Origin of the sequence: Dyadobacter sp. CY323 (assembly GCF_021390245.1) — a bacterium.
GTDB lineage: Bacteria > Bacteroidota > Bacteroidia > Cytophagales > Spirosomataceae > Dyadobacter.
In genome coordinates this window covers 299,878-316,432 of record NZ_JAJUXH010000005.1, presented here as the reverse complement: position 1 = coordinate 316,432, position 16,555 = coordinate 299,878, and the positions used below count along the sequence as shown (strand labels likewise).

Genomic DNA, 16,555 nt, shown 5'->3' with positions numbered 1-16,555 from the left:
AAATGACTGCTCGACGAACTTTCGTGAAACAAATATGTGCTGCGGGGGCACTCAGTACGATTCCGGGCTTTTTACACGCCCAGCCCAAACCTGAGGATAAAAAAATATGGGCAGGGCTTCTGCATTTGAGTTTTAATATGTGGGAAGAATACATATCTCCTCACAGGCCCTTCAGAGGTTACAGGCCCGACTTACGATTGAGCGAGCCGCTGTGGAATGAAGCGCTGGAGCGTATGGCCAAGTCGGGTATGAATATGGTAGTGATCGACTTGGGCGATGCGGTGAAATACGAAAGCCATCCTGAAATCTCTGTTCACAATGCATGGTCGCCCGACCGTTTACGTCAGGAGTTGACAAAAATGCGTGCTTTAGGTCTGGAGCCGATCCCGAAACTAAATTTCTCGGCTGGCCATGATACATGGATGGGGCCGTACGCACGCATGGTGTCTACGCAACCCTACTATACCTTTTGCAGGAATATTATTGCAGAAGTAATCGACATCTTCGACAAACCACGCTTTTTTCACTTGGGAATGGATGAAGAAACGGCCTCTCACCAACATTACTATTTACATACAGTTGTCCGAAAAAATGATGTATGGTGGGGTGATTTTTACTACCTGATCGGCGAAGTACAAAAAGGAGGGGCCCGCCCCTGGATCTGGTCGGATTATATGTGGGATAACCTGGATTTGTTCTTAAAGAAAATGCCTAAATCAGTTGTCCAAAGCAATTGGTACTACGGAGAAAGTTTCGCTCTGAAATCTGCTAAAAATGCGAAAAACCTCAAAGAGAACCCGCAGACAGCAGCGATCAAGCGCGATTCCAATAGGGCCGCCTCCTACATAGATCTTGAAAAAAATGGGTATGATCAGATTCCTACAGGAAGCTTTCATGATAACAATACCCACAGCATAGGCAATACGGTTAAATTTTGTACGGAGCAGGTCGCAGACACCCGTTTACTAGGATTTCTTCAGACCTTTTGGAAGCCCACAATTGAAGAATACCGAAACCTAATCCTGACCGGCATCGACCTCACCGCAGATTCGAAAAAATGGTTTGACAAAAACCGAAAATAAATAGATCAGGGTAATAAATATTCCATATTATGTTAAAAAAAAGCGTTCCCTATAAATGGGAGCTTGTAGGATTGCTTTGGCTGGCCTTTTTCTTTAATCAGGCGGATCGGCAGATTTACAACGTGGTGTTATCTGCCATCCGTGATGATTTAGCGTTGTCGGATGCCGATATGGGACTTGTATCTTCTTCGCTCATATTAATTTACGGATTATTGGTTCCGGTAGCGGGTGTCATCGGAGATCGATATCCCAAGAAGAGGGTAATTATTATCAGTCTGCTTGTTTGGACTTGTGCAACCCTTTCTACGGGACTGAGCCAGACGCTGCTTCAATTGATTTTGCTGAGAAGCGTTGCTACGGGCGGCGGCGAGGCTTTTTATTCACCTTCCGCTAATTCTCTGATAGGCGAATCTCACAAAAAGACGCTGGCGACGGCACTGTCCATCCATCAGACAGCCCTATATGTCGGTGTAATTGCTAGTAGTTTTGTAACTGGCTACATTGCAGATTTGTACGGATGGCGCATGGCGTTTTACGTTTTCGGAGGAGCGGGTATATTTCTTGCCGCGCTTATTTACTGGAGGGTAAGAAATATTGTTTCAGGACAAAGCATCGTAGGTGTGATCCCTTCGCAGAAGAGCATCAAAGAAGTAATTTCCATATTTTTCAAGAAACCGACAGCGATCCTGCTTGCATGCGCTTTTGCAGGAATGCAATTCGCGGGGGTTGGGTTTATGACCTGGATGCCGACTTTTCTGCATGAAAAATATAATCTATCTTTCGCACAAGCTGGATTTGATTCTACTTTTTACTATAAGGTGACGGCATTGTTAGGGATCCTTTTAGGAGCTCGCATTGCAGACCGGTTCACACGGAAAATGACCGGAATGCGTGGAATGGTTCAGTTATGTGGCTTGATGATGGGAGTTCCCGCATTATACTTCATGGGGACTACGGATTCTCTCTCGACAGTTTATATAACACTGGTTGTTTTTGGCCTTTGTCAGGGACTTTATGACTCCAACATTTTCGCGTCATTATTTGATGTTGTCGAGCCTCCATATCGGTCCACAGCTACGGGTATCATGTTATCTTTCGCCTTTATCGTTGGAGCCATATCTCCATATGTGTTGGGGCTGTTAAAACCTGTTTTTGGCTTGTCTAATGGGATCGCTTTCTTGTCACTTGGCTATTTCTTTGCAGCCTTATGTATTATAGTGGCGTTATTATTCTTCTACAGAAAGGATTGCCTAAAAACTAATGATGTTTTGATATCAGGAGGTGACTAGAAACTTTCATTGATATATAATGCTCTGCGGCTACAGACTTCTAGCCTCTGGATTATTAGTACGAATTGCGGTATTTAGTTATCGCATTCGGTAATGAACACGAGTGTTACCACGTGCATATCTGTGCCTCCAATGCGCATTGCTATTGACCATTTGGGATGAGAAAAAGATTGTATCCAAAATCTAGCTGATTATAAACGTCAAGCCCAAACTTCTTATACCAGGGAAGGTTTTTGATAGTGGAGGTCTCAAATATATCGGTCTCTTCATACGTTCGGACTCAGCTACAAGCTCGTTCATCAGCTGTCTGCCGACGCCGTTGTTATGACTTTCTGGGCGTACGCCTATGAACCATTGGTAAAAATTGGACTGGCGGGATAGTGTCGAGAAATTTCCTTTTCACGGTTGATGGCCTTTGAAATATTACTAATTCCTATACCTGTGAAAATGAGTTTTGCTTCTAGCCACAGTGACTTTAGAGTGGTTTTCTTACGCTCAGGAAAGGAAGCTAAGGCGCACCCTCTCTTGTCATCGGATAAATAAACCTTCCCGAATAGTTTGCACGTCTCGTACGAATACTCCTGAGGCCCTCCCTGGTTTTCAGACGGTTGAAAGTAGAGTTTCCGGTGTTTCTTGATGTAAATTAACAAATTCCTTCGGTGTTAAATCATTCAGTGCGCTGTGAGGCCTGAAGTGGTTGTATTCCCACCGAAAATCTTCAATTTTTTCTCGTGCGTCATCCAATGACAAGAACCAGTTAACGGAAAGGCACTCATCTCGGAATTTACCATTAAATGATTCAACATATGGATTATCGGTTGGTTTTCCAGGTCCTGAAAAGTCAAGCGTAACACCATTGGAGTATGCCCATAAGTCCATTTCTTTTGATGTAAATTCACTGCCATTATCACATTGAATGCGTTCCGGAAAACGACCTTCGACCAAACAAATCCGGCTTAGTTCAGCAACAACGTCAATGCCTTTTAGCGATTTTCCGGCCATTAACCCGTGGCAAATTTTACCGCCAGGCGGCCCTGTACAATTATCGACTACAGTTAATACCCGAAACCGCTCGCCGTTGAAGAGCGCATCCTGGACAAAATCCATGCCGCGCGGCGTCCGCTCCAAACTTTGTTGATTCCTTGAGTGTCCAAACGTTCCAATCGGTGTTCTGCACTACGGCTTCGTCGAGGCCTCTTTGTTCGTAAATTCAGCCCACAGGCCTTATAAACACGATAAACACGTTTGTGATTATCGCCAAATCCTTCTCTTTTCAACAGCACAAAAATCCGCCGGAACCCATACCTAATCCGAGTATTTGCAATTTCTTTCATGCGCATTGCCAACAGCGTATCATCGCGGCGGTGGCGCTTATAATAATACATTGCCCTGACTAACTTCACGCAGCGATAGGCTCTCTGGATTGAAACCCGGTAATTAAACACCAACCAATTTGCCATTTCCTTCTTATAGGGTGGCTTCACAACCGCGCGGCGGCCGCTTTTTTTTAATCACATCCTGAAGCATTTGCTTGTCCAGGCTCAGGTCCGCCACAAGCTTTTTTAGCTGCGCGTTCTCCTCTTCAAGTTGCCGTAACTTGCGCAGCTCAGCAACACCCATCCCGCCGTACTTTTTCTTCCAATTGAAAAAAGTGGCCTGGGAAACTCCCAATTGGCGGCAGATCTCCTCGACCCGTGTGCCGGTCTCCGATTGTCTAAGTGCAAAAGCGATCTGCGCTTCAGTGAATTTTGACTTTTTCATAGTGACAAATTACGTTTTTGATCCGTTTTTGCCACCGAAATCTCTAGTTTTCAGCTGTCTCGTTTGCCGGGGGGAGGTCAGGTCAAATCGCGTATCAGTGACTGAGGAGCTGCCTTTATTTACAAAGACAATTTCATGTAGGGACTGGCCGTGATTCCAGTTCGGCCAAAGGGTGACGCGGTACTCGAAGTATCTCCCTTAATAGGAAACGTTTAATTAATGCTAAACAGGAAGAGGACATAACTGCTTTTTAATGCAATCCTGAGCACCTTCAGGGCCTGAACCAGATGGTTTTTCGCGGTATTGGGGGAGATGTCTAGGGTCTTTGCAACTTCATCCAATGACAGACCATTTTCGCGGCTTAGCCGGTACACTTCAATCTGGCGCGGGGGAAGAGATTTCAGAAGGGCCCCTATTTTCTCATCCAGTTCGTTTTTATATATCTCCTGAATGACATCATTGGAATGCTGTTCCATTTCATACCAAATCAAGTCCTGGTACTTTTTTTCAGATGCAAGTTTCCTGTAGTGGTCCATCAGTCGGTTACGGGCCAGTGTGTAGAGCCAGGCATTGATATTTTCAATGGAGTCAGCATGATCTTTGCGCTGCCAGAACTTGATGAACACATCCTGCGCGAGATCTTCCGCAAGTGCATGGACCTTTACATGCTTAAGAAAAAAACGATAGAGAAATTCCCTGTACTGCTTATTAATATCTTCCATTTTCACAGATTTTAAGCCAATTCCCTGTGAAAGGTGAAGTTGTAACCCATAGTAAAGTGCTCAATAAAGGTATGAAAAATCACGAATTATTACAATTGTGAAAAAATTATAAGTTTCACTAGTCCTAAAAAGGGAGCAATCCGTCAATGCAGTATAAAAAGAAAGGAAAGTTCGATGACTCATGTGTGAAGTGCAAAAACCAAAGTCAGACACCTTAAAAGAACTACATAGTGAGTAATAGAGATCAGAGGTTAACTCAGTTGCTGATAAAATACCGGAATAACGATCTGTCACCATCGGAATACGAAGAGTTCCTGCTGTTGATCGGTGGGCCGGAATCTGAAAAAATTATTGACACGATGGCAGAACGAGACTGGCAGGGATCGGCCGAAATCCTCTTGGGGATGGAATTCGACGAGGAGAGAGGCAGTCGTAAATCATACAAAATCGTTCGCTGGGGCCTGATGATAGCAGCATCTGTAACGCTGATTATTTCATTGTTTAATTACTGGCCGTTTCATCTTCAAAAAATTGAGTCCATTACGCATCGAACGTCTTATGGCGAGACGAAAAGTATCATATTACCTGATAGCAGCAAGGTTTTGCTAAATGCAAACACACAGCTGTCGTGGGATAACAACTGGAAACGGAAGGGTATCAGGAAAGTGAAACTGGAAGGGGAAGCTTTCTTCGAAGTAAAAAAGTTGAATGGGACCGAGTTTGTGGTGCAGTCGGGCGATGTGAAGGTGAAGGTACTGGGGACAGTATTCAATGTCCGCAACCGCCGGGGTTTAACAGATGTTTTCTTAGAATCGGGAAAAGTTAAACTGGAACTGGATAACATCGATGGAAAAACGATAACCATGGAACCAGGCAATTCTGTGCACTATGACGACAAGCGGACGGAACTGGTTGTAAAAGAATCCACGACCCTGATCCGTAACGCATCATGGGTAGACGGCATGCTGGACTTTCAGAACGAGTCCCTTGCCGATATTTTAAATCGCTTTGAGGAGCTCTATGGGAAGAAATTTCAAATTGAGAACAAGGCTCTGCTGAGCAAGCGGATGGATTTGTCTTTACCGTATGCGAACTGGGAACTCATCCGGAATGCGCTCGAAATTTCCCTTGATATTGAATTCGAAGAGCATGAAAACACCATCATTGTCAACTAAACGCAATTTCCCATGCAATACTTCGCCCTTTCAATTAGTGTTCTTTAATGCCCTTAAACCCTAAACCCTTACTTCAAAATTTAATCTGGTATGAAAAACTACTTGCAAGTTCTCTTGTCAGGAGTCCTGTTTCTCAGTCTAACCATATGCGACTCCAGTGGGTCGGAGAGGTACGTCAACGGAGAGAAATTACTCACGGTAATTCAGGATATCAACAAACGTTACCATGTCCATTTCACCTACGACCGCGAGATCGTGGAAAATATTAGTATCCGGAAAGATTATAATCCTGACGATTATACCAGTGCGAACGAAGCTTTAAGCAGCGCACTTGAACACACGCGGTTAAAGTATAAGATCCTAGATTCGAAATATGTCATCATTTATCAGGACGATAAGAAAGGTATGGAATCCTTGAAGAAAATGGTGAATGTCCTTCAAGAGATCATTGATCAGAAAAAGGGAGGGAACACGTTGCCTAATGTCACCAGACCAGCAGCCAAAGAGAAGGTGGAAATCGTCCCGCCAACCGTCGCGCGTTTATCAATTAGCGTTAGCGGGAAGGTGCAGGATGAAAAAGGCGAGGGGTTGCCCGGCGTGAGCATCCTCATCAAGGGTTCGCAGCAAGGAACGGTCACCGACGTCAACGGAAACTTTTCTGTCGATGTGGCTGATGAAAGTTCAGTTCTGGTATTCTCATTTGTGGGATATCACACGAGGGAAGTGGTTGTAGGGAACAAGAGCACGATCGAGATCTCGCTGTCGACCGATCAGAAATCGTTTGACGAGGTGGTTGTTGTAGGCTACGGAAGTCAGAAAAAAAGTGACTTGACCGGCGCTGTTTCTTCCGTGAACCTGGAAGCATTCAAGGAGGCTCCGAACATCAATATTTTGCAGTCGCTTCAAGGCTCCGTGCCTGGCGTCCGGATCGGTCAGGTCAACCAGGCCGGGCAGGAGCCCAGTATTATGATTCGTGGACAGAACACTTTGAGCGGAAGCACCAGCCCATTGATTGTGGTCGACGGGATTATCTTCAGGGGAAGACTTTCCGACTTGAATCCGGCCGATATCAAATCGGTGGATGTTTTAAAAGACGCCAGTAGTAAAGCGATATACGGCGCGCAAGCGGCCAATGGAGTAATCATCATCACCACCAACTCGGGAAAATCGGCCAAAAAACCGGTAATCAGTTATTCGGGATCCTATTCCATCCAGAATCCGAGCGTGAATGCGCGGCTGCTCGATCGCGAGGAAACACTTCAAAAGGTGAAAGCTATAGACTATAAAAACGCCTATCTGGCCCCTGACTATGTTAATCCCAATCCAAACTGGAATTTTAGTTTATCCGAACTGCGTCCGATGCAGATCGAGGGGATAGAGAAACAAAACAACTTTGATTGGTGGGACGCGCTGACAAACGCTGCGTATATCAATGATCATCAGCTGAGTATTGCGGGAAGTACCGAATCTACCAGTTATTATTTGTCGGGGGGGCTCACGGACCAGCGGGGATATCTTCTTAATGATAAGTATAAAAGAGCCACTGTCAGGGTCAATTTGGAAACGAATATCAATCCGTGGCTTACCGTAGGTGTCAATACGTTCGGTTCGTTTTTAGATATGTCGGGAAAAACTCCTGCTATAGGTGCCATCGCGTCGGGGACATCGCCTCTGTCACTGCCTTGGGATGAGCAGGGGAATTTTATCGTGAATCCGAGAGGCGATGTCGCGATAAATCCATTTCTCGACGCGCAGACGGACGACAAAGATATCAGTAACAGGGCATCCGGTAATTTTTACGGGATCATCAAGCTGCCCTTTTTGGAAGGGTTCAGTTACCGGATGAATTACAGCAATAACCTCCGCTGGTGGAACCGGTCCAACAGCAATCCCTACGACAGAGGACAGACCGGGTCAGTAGGCAAGGAACACGGCTCGATCCTGGATATGTTATTTGATAACATCTTCACATATGATAAGAAAATTGGCCAGCACGGTATCAATCTGACTTTTGTGGCCGGATACAATAAGATAGCTGGGGAAACCACAAATGCAGGTGGATACAATATTCCAAATATCAGTCTGGGATACAACAATATCCAGCAGGCAACTACCATGTTCAACTCTTCCTCTGCACATAAAGAATCGTCTGTTTATCAGATGATCAGAGCAAATTACAATTACCGGGGACGGTATATGTTAACTGCTACCCTGCGGAGAGACGGTTTCAGTGGGTTTGCAAAAAATAATAAGACAGCACTTTTCCCTTCCATTGGGGGCGCCTGGACACTTTCGGAGGAGTCATTCTTCTCGATCCCGGTCATCAGTTATGCGAAGTTGAGGGCCAGTTACGGGGAGAACGGCAATCAGATCGCACGCTATAACTCCCTGGCTCGTGTGGCCACGACCACCAGCTCCAGTTATGTATTCGGCGATGGTGCTACCACATCACTGGGACAGTCTCCGTCGAGTTTAGCGAATGATAACCTGGCCTGGGAATCGACCGCGGGTGTGAACCTTGGTGTGGATTATGGCATCTTCAATGACCGGATAAAGGGAAGCGTCGATTACTACAAAACCGTGACGACTAATTTGTTCTGGAACGTCGGTCTTCCTATTGCCACCGGATTTTCGTCCATAACAAGCAACCTAGGCAGGTTGGTCAACCATGGGTTTGAATTTCAAATTTTCGGCAAAGCGGTTCACAGACCAAAATTTAGCTGGGACGTCGATTTGAATTTTTCTTCGAACCGTAATAAAATCACCGAATTACTAGGGGTTGATAAAGACGGGGACGGCAGGGATGATGATCTGATTGCCAGCGGACTTTTTATCGGGAATTCAATCGGAACAGTATATGATTTCGAAACCAATGGAATCTGGCAATTGTCCGATGAAATACCAGCAGGTTTCTCACCAGGAACTTACCGGATGGTCGATCAGAATGGAGACGGACAGCTTTCTGCTGAAAAGGACAGGAGGATTCTGGGAAGAACGGAGCCGGCATATCAGATGGGAATTCAGAACACATTGAAGTATAGCAACTTCTCCTTCCGGTTTTTTATCAATACCATCCAAGGTGGCAAAAATGCTTACCTGGGTGCTAACCATCCTACCGGGGTAAATAATACAAAAAGTACGGCGCAGCACGGGAACTGGTTTTCCTTTTACGACTATTGGTCTCCTTCTAATCCAAACGGCAAGTATCCTTTGGTGTGGGAACCTGCACAGATCGCGCCTGTACGCTATGTATCCCGAAGTTTCGCACGGCTGCAGGATGTTTCGCTGTCTTATCAACTGCCGATTAAGCTGCTGAGCAAAATTCGCTTGAAATCAGCGAACCTCTACCTGAGCGGAAAGAATATGGTAACGCTGACGAAATGGGATGGTTGGGATCCGGAAACAGGGCAAGGAGTTACCAGCAGCAACCCGCTACCCGTGATGAAGGCTTATACTGTTGGGCTAAATGTTTCTCTATAAATCAAAATGGACATGAGAAAAAATCTAATAGCAGGAATGGTCGGAGCGATCATGCTTTTCACGACGGCTTGCGATGAACAGAAATTCCTAAACGAGGTGCCTCTGGACTTTTTTAGTCTAGAAAACTCTTATAAAACAGCCAATGATTACGAGCGTGCGCTGACGGACCTTTATGCGCGGGTCCGGGAAATCAATTTCGGGATAGCAGAAAATGTCAACTACTTTGCCCATTTTCAGGCGACCGATATTGCCAAGCACGCACGTGGCGATGCCGATAGGTTCGGCGATTATAATGTGTGGCTTGTGCCCACCAATAATATGGTGAAGTATCACTGGGAGAGTTGGTACAAGATAATTTCAAATTCGAACACCATTATATCGCGTATTGAAACCAGTGATATCGCCGATACCCAGAAACAGAACATTACTGGCGAAGCCAAGTTTTTCAGGGCCTACGCTTACCGTTACCTGGTTTACCTGTTCGGCGGAGTTCCACTGATTCTGGAAGAGGTGGCATCCCCGAGAACTGATCTGACCCGGGCGTCCAGGGAAGCGGTTCTTCAACAAATAGCGCTGGATGCTGAGGAGGCGTCCCGGAGCCTGCCTTCTATTAATCAAGTGGTCGATGGGAAAGTGTCCGATCTGGTTGCGTTTCATTTACTGTCGGAAACCTACATTACATTAGGGAGGTACGATGATGCCATTGCCGCCGCTACCAAGGTGATCAATGACCCCCATGTTCAATTGATGAAAAACCGGTTTGGTGCCCGGGTCGCCGAGACGGACAAGGATGTGTTCTGGGATTTGTTTCAAAGAGGCAACCAAAAACGGAGCGCTGGAAATACGGAAACATTGTGGCTCGCCAGAATGGAGCCTGACGTTCCGGGTGGGTTACTGGTTTCCTCTGGCGGAAGTCAGAACTGTCTTGAGAGATACGCGGTACCGGCAGGCTGGACACTCACGGATCCGGACGGAAAAACCGGTATGAATGGTCAGGGAATGTCTGACTACAACATGGGTGGACGTGGCGTCTCTTTTATGATGAATACCGACTACTATCTCTATGATTTGTGGGAAAGCGATTGGAACAACGACATCCGCAATGCTTCGCATAACATTGTACGGGATGTGAAATATACCAATCGTGCTTCTGTCTGGTACGATTCGAGCGCAGTTAAATATCCGTCCCAAAACGGAAAATTACAGCCTTGGAGGTGGTATCCCTGGCCTTCCAAAGCAACTACGCCAGGAGATCATCCGGACGAATTGTATGCCGACAAGGCTAACAAAATCCTGAAAGCCACTTCTGGAAGCACCTATCGGGATATGTATATATTACGATTGGCGGAAACGTATTTGCTACGCGCTGAGGCGTATGTGCTGAGGGGTGAAAAGGCACAGGCCGCTAACGACGTAAATCAAGTTCGCAGCAGGTCGAAAGCCAAAGCTATTACAGCAGGTGAGGTAACCTTGGAGTTTCTGCTCGACGAGAGGGCAAGGGAATTGGTCTATGAAGAACACCGGAGAATCACCTTACACCGAATGGGAGTGCTGGTAGAGCGTGTCCGGAAATACAATGACCTGAACCAGGACGATATCAAGGATTTTCATAACCTGTGGCCCATTCCGAATACAGACATTGAAGCCAACAAGGATGCGAAAATAGACCAGAATCCTGGTTATAACTAACTGCTCTTACCGGGCTATTTATTTCTCAAAAAACAATTGTTTTAATTCTTAAGTCAGATCTTATGTCTACAATAACGAGTTTAGTTTTGTCCGTACTACTGCTAAATCCCATTGGTTTCAATGATGACAGAACCGAAGGCAGCGCAAAAAGCACGAATACTGCAAGGGGAAATAACCCCGAAAACAGTGAATTTAAGAAGATAAAAAGCCCGGTCGATATTCCCAATCTGTTGACTTTCTGGGATTTTCAGGAGAAATCCGGATCGACAAAGAAGTCAAAAGGGAAGTATAAATACGAACTGGAGGAAATGAACGGACCAATCCGCAGGGTTGAAGACGGGGTATTCGGGAAGTATAGCGCGGACCTGGAGTGGGGGCAGTGGCTTAGATTAAAGCGCGCTGACGCGCAAGGCTTGAATATTCACGGTAGTAAAAAGCAGATCACAATCGTTTCGTGGATTCAGCGGCAATCGGATCGCCCGTGGCAGTACATAGCGGGTATGTGGAATGAAGGTGATATGAAATTTCTCGGTAAGGCAGAGGGGATAGGGGATAGGTATCCAGCCAGACAATATGCGCTCTTTATGAGTGGTCTTTCTCAGACTGACTATAGAACATATAAAAGAAGTCCGGCCAAGCACCAGGCTATGGGATACTTGTCTCCTTACGGAGGAGCCACTCCCAATCATCCCTTTGCGTTTGACTATGCAACGGGTAAAACGTTTCTCGAGAAGGATACATGGTACATGATCGCGTATACCTATGATACCAAAAGGATCAGCGTTTATGTAAATGGAGCTCTGGATACGAACGCCAATTTCAATCCCTTTCATTACGAAGGGCCGATTTTCGACGGTGGTCCCAATGGTGCTGATTTTACCGTAGCCCAGCGCGATCACCCCATGTGGCCGACTTATCCAGAGGGGAAACCAACGTACGAGGAAGGCTTCGATGGAAAATTAGGAGGATTGGCTGTGTATGACCGGGCACTGACCGCAAAAGAAATCGCCGCACTTTATCAGGCTACATTGGGTAAAAAATAAGCTGGTTGGTGATCATCGTTGAGTAAACGTCTTCGGTGGTTCACGCCGATTCTAAAAACCCGCTGGCATACTAACTGATGTTACGATGAATAATACGAATTGCCTTTTTTCAATTGCTTTGATCCTTCTGTTCATGACTTCCGCTTCGTTGAGTCATGGGCAGGGGGCATCCTGCAAGCCTTGTGAGCAAATGAAAGCACTCGATTTGCCGGAAGTTAACATTCACACCGCTACGCAGATAAACGCAGGAGATGATCCGGACGGGAAAGGGCCTGCAAAAAAGGCCTATTGTAAGTTATTGGGGGTGATCGGGCGTGAAATCAATTTTGAACTGATCTTACCGGCAGACTTTAATGGTCGCTTTGCCATGAGCGGCGGCGGGGGCTTTGTCGGCGTTGTCAGTAATAGCCTCAGGAGCCTGACCGATGAGGGCTATGCCAATGCCGGTACAGACGTTGGACATACTAAACATGATCCTTCGATCTGGGCCGTAGACAACATGGAACGACAGCTTAATTTTGGTCACCTGGCAATTCACAGAACAGCGGTAGTTTGTAAAAATCTGATAGCACGCTTTTATTGTTCCCCTCCCTCCTACAGTTATTTTGTGGGAGCTTCACGAGGTGGAGGGCAGGCAATGATGGAAGCGCAGCGATATCCGGAAGACTTTGATGGCATCGTAGCAGGCGCGCCTGCATTCAATTGGACGGGGTTTTCAGCAAAACTTGTTCAAATAGCTCAGAAGTTATACCGGGATGGCAAGCTGGGCGCACAAGTACTGGGCAAAGATCACTTAGCACTGCTGCAATCTAGAATCATGCAACAATGTGACGCACTGGACGGTGTCAGAGACACTATTTTGAATGACCCAAATGCGTGCCGGTTTGACCTTGCCAGTCTGCCGGTATGTGAAGGCAACGCGGCGGGACCGGCTTGTTTTACCGGTGCACAGATCGAAGTTCTCCGGACGATTTATGAACCTCTTGTAGCAAATGGCAAAAAGATACATGCAGGCTTTCCACTTGGCGGCGAGAATGAGCCTGGTGGCTGGGACCCGTGGATCGCGGCATCCAAACCTCCTACTGCCGCATACCCCAGCCTGCATTCTTATTTTGGTATAGAAACTTTCAAATACTTAATTTTTAATGATAAGGACTGGGATTATGCAACTTATGACCTGGCCAATCTGGCAAAGGATACAAGGTATGCGGCTGCATACCTCAATGCCGATAGTAAGGACTATAGCGCATTCAAAAAACGAGGCGGCAAAATGCTGATATGGCAGGGATGGGCCGATCCGGTTATTTCCGCATTGGATATTATTGAGTATTATAAGGAAGCCGAAAAGGTCGACCCTGAGCTGAACAAGTATGTCCGTCTGTATTTAATGCCGGGTGTGCTTCACGGCGGCGGGCAAGGTCCGGATAAGGTCAACTGGCTGCGAGCAGTACAGGATTGGGTTGAAAAAGGTATAGTCCCCGACCGGCTGACTGCCTCGAAATTAGTTGAGGGAAAGACGACGATGACACGCCCTGTTTTTCCATATCCCAACAAAGCAATTTTCGATGGAAAAGGCGATCCTATGAAAGAAGCAAGTTTCAATCCTGAAAGATGATTTGTATGAAATTGTTATTTGGAAAAATTTAACCGTATCGGCATGTTTACCTCGCAAACCTTACTTTAAATGGTGGTGTTTTTGATAACAGGTTGCCGTCCGTATGAAGCGCTGGTAGAAACTTGGCGCAGTTCCCCCGAGATCGTGAAAGCGCGCCAGTGCTTACCAAATTCCAATTTCATGAAACAACCTTCTAAATTCATTGTGGTCGATGACGATCCCGGCAACAACCTAATCTGCAAATATGTCATTGCCTCCTATTGCGCCTAATGCCAGCATCAATCTGTTTACTGCCCCTGAAAAGGCGTTGGAATGGATCAAGGAAGACTATACTAATGTGCACAGGATCAGCACGCTGCGCTCGTTCTCGATATCAATATGCGGTAATGAACGGGTGGGAGTTTCTGGATACATTCTGTTCGTTCCCTGGCCTGTTACAGGAATAAATCACCATATTTATCCTCTCCTCTTCCATTGATCCAGAAGACAAAGAAAACGTGGAAAAAACGCCCGCTGCCCAGGGTTAACATGTGAAACCGTTAAGAATGGAAATGATAAACCAGATATTCAGCATATAATTCACTTGGATCAACCCAATGGTTATCAAACATCGACAACGTCATATTAAGTTTTAGGCCATCATTGATAGCGTCGAATTCAGCCCGCGCCGCTCAGGAAGGCATTGGGTGAAGATATGCAAAAAGAGCTGGCACTGGCTAGCTAGAAGTAAAGGATGGCGCAAGACCATTTCGGCTACAACAATCTCCACATCCGCTACAAGCGCCAGCTGCGCGACGCAGAAATTTGTCTTACGAAAATAACAAGTTAGACAAATGACAAAGACGATTTTTATTACTGGTGCTTCAACAGGTATCGGAAGGGCTACGGCCAAATTGTTTGCGGCCAAAGGCTGGAAGGTGATCGCCACCATGCGCAAGCCTGAAAATGAAACAGAACTCAATGCGCTGGATCATGTAACGGTGCTGCCCCTGGACGTGACCAACCCGGCGCAAATCCGCGAAATCACGCAGCAAGTGTTAGCTTTGGGCGATATTGATGTGGTATTTAACAATGCGGGCTATGGATTGTTTGGCGCATTGGAAGCGATGACCGACGAGCAGCTGATACAGCAAATGGAAACCAATTTTTTCGGTGTCGTGCGCGTGACGCAGGCCTTTATTCCCTACTTCCGCAAGCGGAAAGCGGGACTTTTTATCACAACCGGCTCCTCGGCAGGGCTGATGGCTTTCCCTATGAGCTCGATGTACGATGCCAGCAAATTTGCGCTGGAAGGTTGGGCGGAAAGTTTGTCTTATGAGCTTAATGAATTTGGAATTGGGATTAAAACCATTGAACCCGGATTGGTGGCGACGGAAATCGGTGCGAAGTCGGTGTTTGCCACGCACCCGGCTTATGAAACATTGATAAACAAATTCACGGCGATGCTGGCACCTGACCAAGCGGCGACGACTTCCGAACAAATCGCCGAAGTGGTGTTCGGTGCGGCTACCGATGGGACCGACACATTGAGATACGTCTGTGGCGACGATGCCAAAGAATGGTATGCGAAGCGCCTGGCCGAGGGCGACGAGGCTTTTCGATACGGGATTAAACAATTGTTAGCCGCTGTTTAAAATCAAACGGGCTGCCGGAGCGAGCTGGAACGATTTGCGCCGGCAGCCCATTATGTGATTATGAAAAGGGAACATCTCAAACCACGCGTGTACCACTCCATTTCCGAAATGCAGCGTGCATTCGGCCTGCCACAACCTTTGCACCCGCTGATCAGCCTGCTCGACTTCAATAAAGTACGCATCACGGCCGAAATGCTGGCCGATACTTTTGCCATGGATTTTTATAATATCACCTATAACGAATCGGCGGGCTGCCGGATGCGATATGGGCAAACAACCTACGATTTCCAGGTAGGGGGAATGTTTTTTTCCTCGCCGGGCCAGCCGCTGACGGGCATTCAGGTGGCCGAAGAAACCCTGGGATTTACCTTGCTGATCCACCCTGATTTTCTTCGAAACTATCCACTTGACGCCAAAATCAAGCATTATGGCTTTTTTTCTTACTCGGTGACCGAGTCGCTGCATTTGTCAGACAAGGAAAAGTCGATCATCGAGGGCATTGCCGGCAACATCTGCGATGAGCTCGAAACGGCGATCGACGACCTGAGCCAGGATGTGCTGATTTCGCAGTTGGAACTGATGCTGAATTACAGCCAGCGGTTTTACAAACGCCAGTTCATTACCCGAAACCCGATCCACAATGCATTGCTGGAAAAGCTTGACCAATTGCTGAATAATTATTTCGATGACGAAACCGCCTTGATAAAAGGGCTGCCGAGCGTCCAGTACCTTTCGGACGAACTACATGTTTCGCCCCGCTACCTGGGCGACATGCTCCGCGCACTAACAGGCCAGAATACGCAGCAGCACATTCACAATAAGCTGATCGAAAAAGCAAAGGAAGTGCTGACATTCAGTAATCTCACAGTAGGAGAAATCGCCTACCAGCTCGGTTTTGAGCATCCGCAGTCTTTTAGTAAGTTATTCAAATCAAAGACAAACTATTCCCCTCTGGAATTCAGAGCGAGCTTTAATTAAGAAAGGCAGGCTATGAATTTTGAGGGTGATACGTATAGGAACCTATCGCAATAAGTGAGAAGAAATTTACTTCTCCCACAACACCAT

Annotated in this window: 11 protein-coding genes and 1 pseudogene; 10 read left to right on the top strand and 2 right to left on the bottom strand. The window is 46.5% G+C overall.

The window, feature by feature from the left end:
• Positions 1–2 precede the first annotated feature (2 nt).
• A complete protein-coding gene (locus tag LZG72_RS12070) occupies positions 3–1,082 on the top strand; it encodes a hypothetical protein (protein ID WP_233872117.1) in 1,080 nt (359 codons plus the stop codon).
• A 29-nt stretch (positions 1,083–1,111) separates the two neighbouring features.
• Entirely contained in the window at positions 1,112–2,371 is a 1,260-nt protein-coding gene (locus tag LZG72_RS12065; RefSeq protein ID WP_233872114.1) for an MFS transporter, read from the top strand.
• Between the two features lie 600 nt (positions 2,372–2,971).
• On the opposite strand, the pseudogene LZG72_RS12060 reads toward LZG72_RS12065, so the two are convergent.
• Positions 2,972–4,132: pseudogene (locus LZG72_RS12060) on the bottom strand (IS3 family transposase).
• A 212-nt stretch (positions 4,133–4,344) separates the two neighbouring features.
• The gene (locus LZG72_RS12055; RefSeq protein ID WP_233872110.1) at positions 4,345–4,854 is read right to left on the bottom strand and encodes an RNA polymerase sigma factor; all 510 of its coding nucleotides are present in this window, start codon (positions 4,852–4,854) and stop codon (positions 4,345–4,347) included.
• Positions 4,855–5,084: 230 nt separating this feature from the next.
• Here LZG72_RS12055 and LZG72_RS12050 point away from each other — a divergent pair, with 230 nt between their 5' ends.
• From LZG72_RS12050 to LZG72_RS12015, 8 genes are all read left to right on the top strand, one after another.
• Positions 5,085–6,029 (top strand): FecR domain-containing protein, encoded by a 945-nt coding sequence (locus tag LZG72_RS12050; protein ID WP_233872107.1) that lies wholly within the window; start codon positions 5,085–5,087, stop codon positions 6,027–6,029.
• Positions 6,030–6,119: 90 nt separating this feature from the next.
• Entirely contained in the window at positions 6,120–9,509 is a 3,390-nt protein-coding gene (locus LZG72_RS12045; protein WP_233872104.1) for a TonB-dependent receptor, read from the top strand.
• Between the two features lie 12 nt (positions 9,510–9,521).
• The gene (locus LZG72_RS12040; RefSeq protein ID WP_233872101.1) at positions 9,522–11,198 is read left to right on the top strand and encodes a RagB/SusD family nutrient uptake outer membrane protein; all 1,677 of its coding nucleotides are present in this window, start codon (positions 9,522–9,524) and stop codon (positions 11,196–11,198) included.
• A gap of 86 nt (positions 11,199–11,284) precedes the next feature.
• Positions 11,285–12,241 carry a LamG domain-containing protein gene (locus LZG72_RS12035; RefSeq protein WP_233872098.1) on the top strand — a complete coding sequence of 319 codons (957 nt, stop codon included), beginning with the start codon at positions 11,285–11,287 and terminating at the stop codon, positions 12,239–12,241.
• Between the two features lie 85 nt (positions 12,242–12,326).
• On the top strand, positions 12,327–13,856 hold the full coding sequence (locus LZG72_RS12030) for a tannase/feruloyl esterase family alpha/beta hydrolase (RefSeq protein WP_233872096.1): 1,530 nt from the start codon (positions 12,327–12,329) through the stop codon (positions 13,854–13,856).
• A 244-nt stretch (positions 13,857–14,100) separates the two neighbouring features.
• Positions 14,101–14,334, top strand: a complete 234-nt coding sequence (locus tag LZG72_RS12025) for a hypothetical protein (protein ID WP_233872093.1) — start codon at positions 14,101–14,103, stop codon at positions 14,332–14,334.
• A 355-nt stretch (positions 14,335–14,689) separates the two neighbouring features.
• Complete coding sequence (locus tag LZG72_RS12020; protein WP_233872090.1) at positions 14,690–15,490, top strand: SDR family oxidoreductase; 801 nt, start codon at positions 14,690–14,692, stop codon at positions 15,488–15,490.
• Between the two features lie 60 nt (positions 15,491–15,550).
• The gene (locus tag LZG72_RS12015) at positions 15,551–16,468 is read left to right on the top strand and encodes an AraC family transcriptional regulator (RefSeq protein ID WP_233872087.1); all 918 of its coding nucleotides are present in this window, start codon (positions 15,551–15,553) and stop codon (positions 16,466–16,468) included.
• Positions 16,469–16,555: the final 87 nt, after the last annotated feature.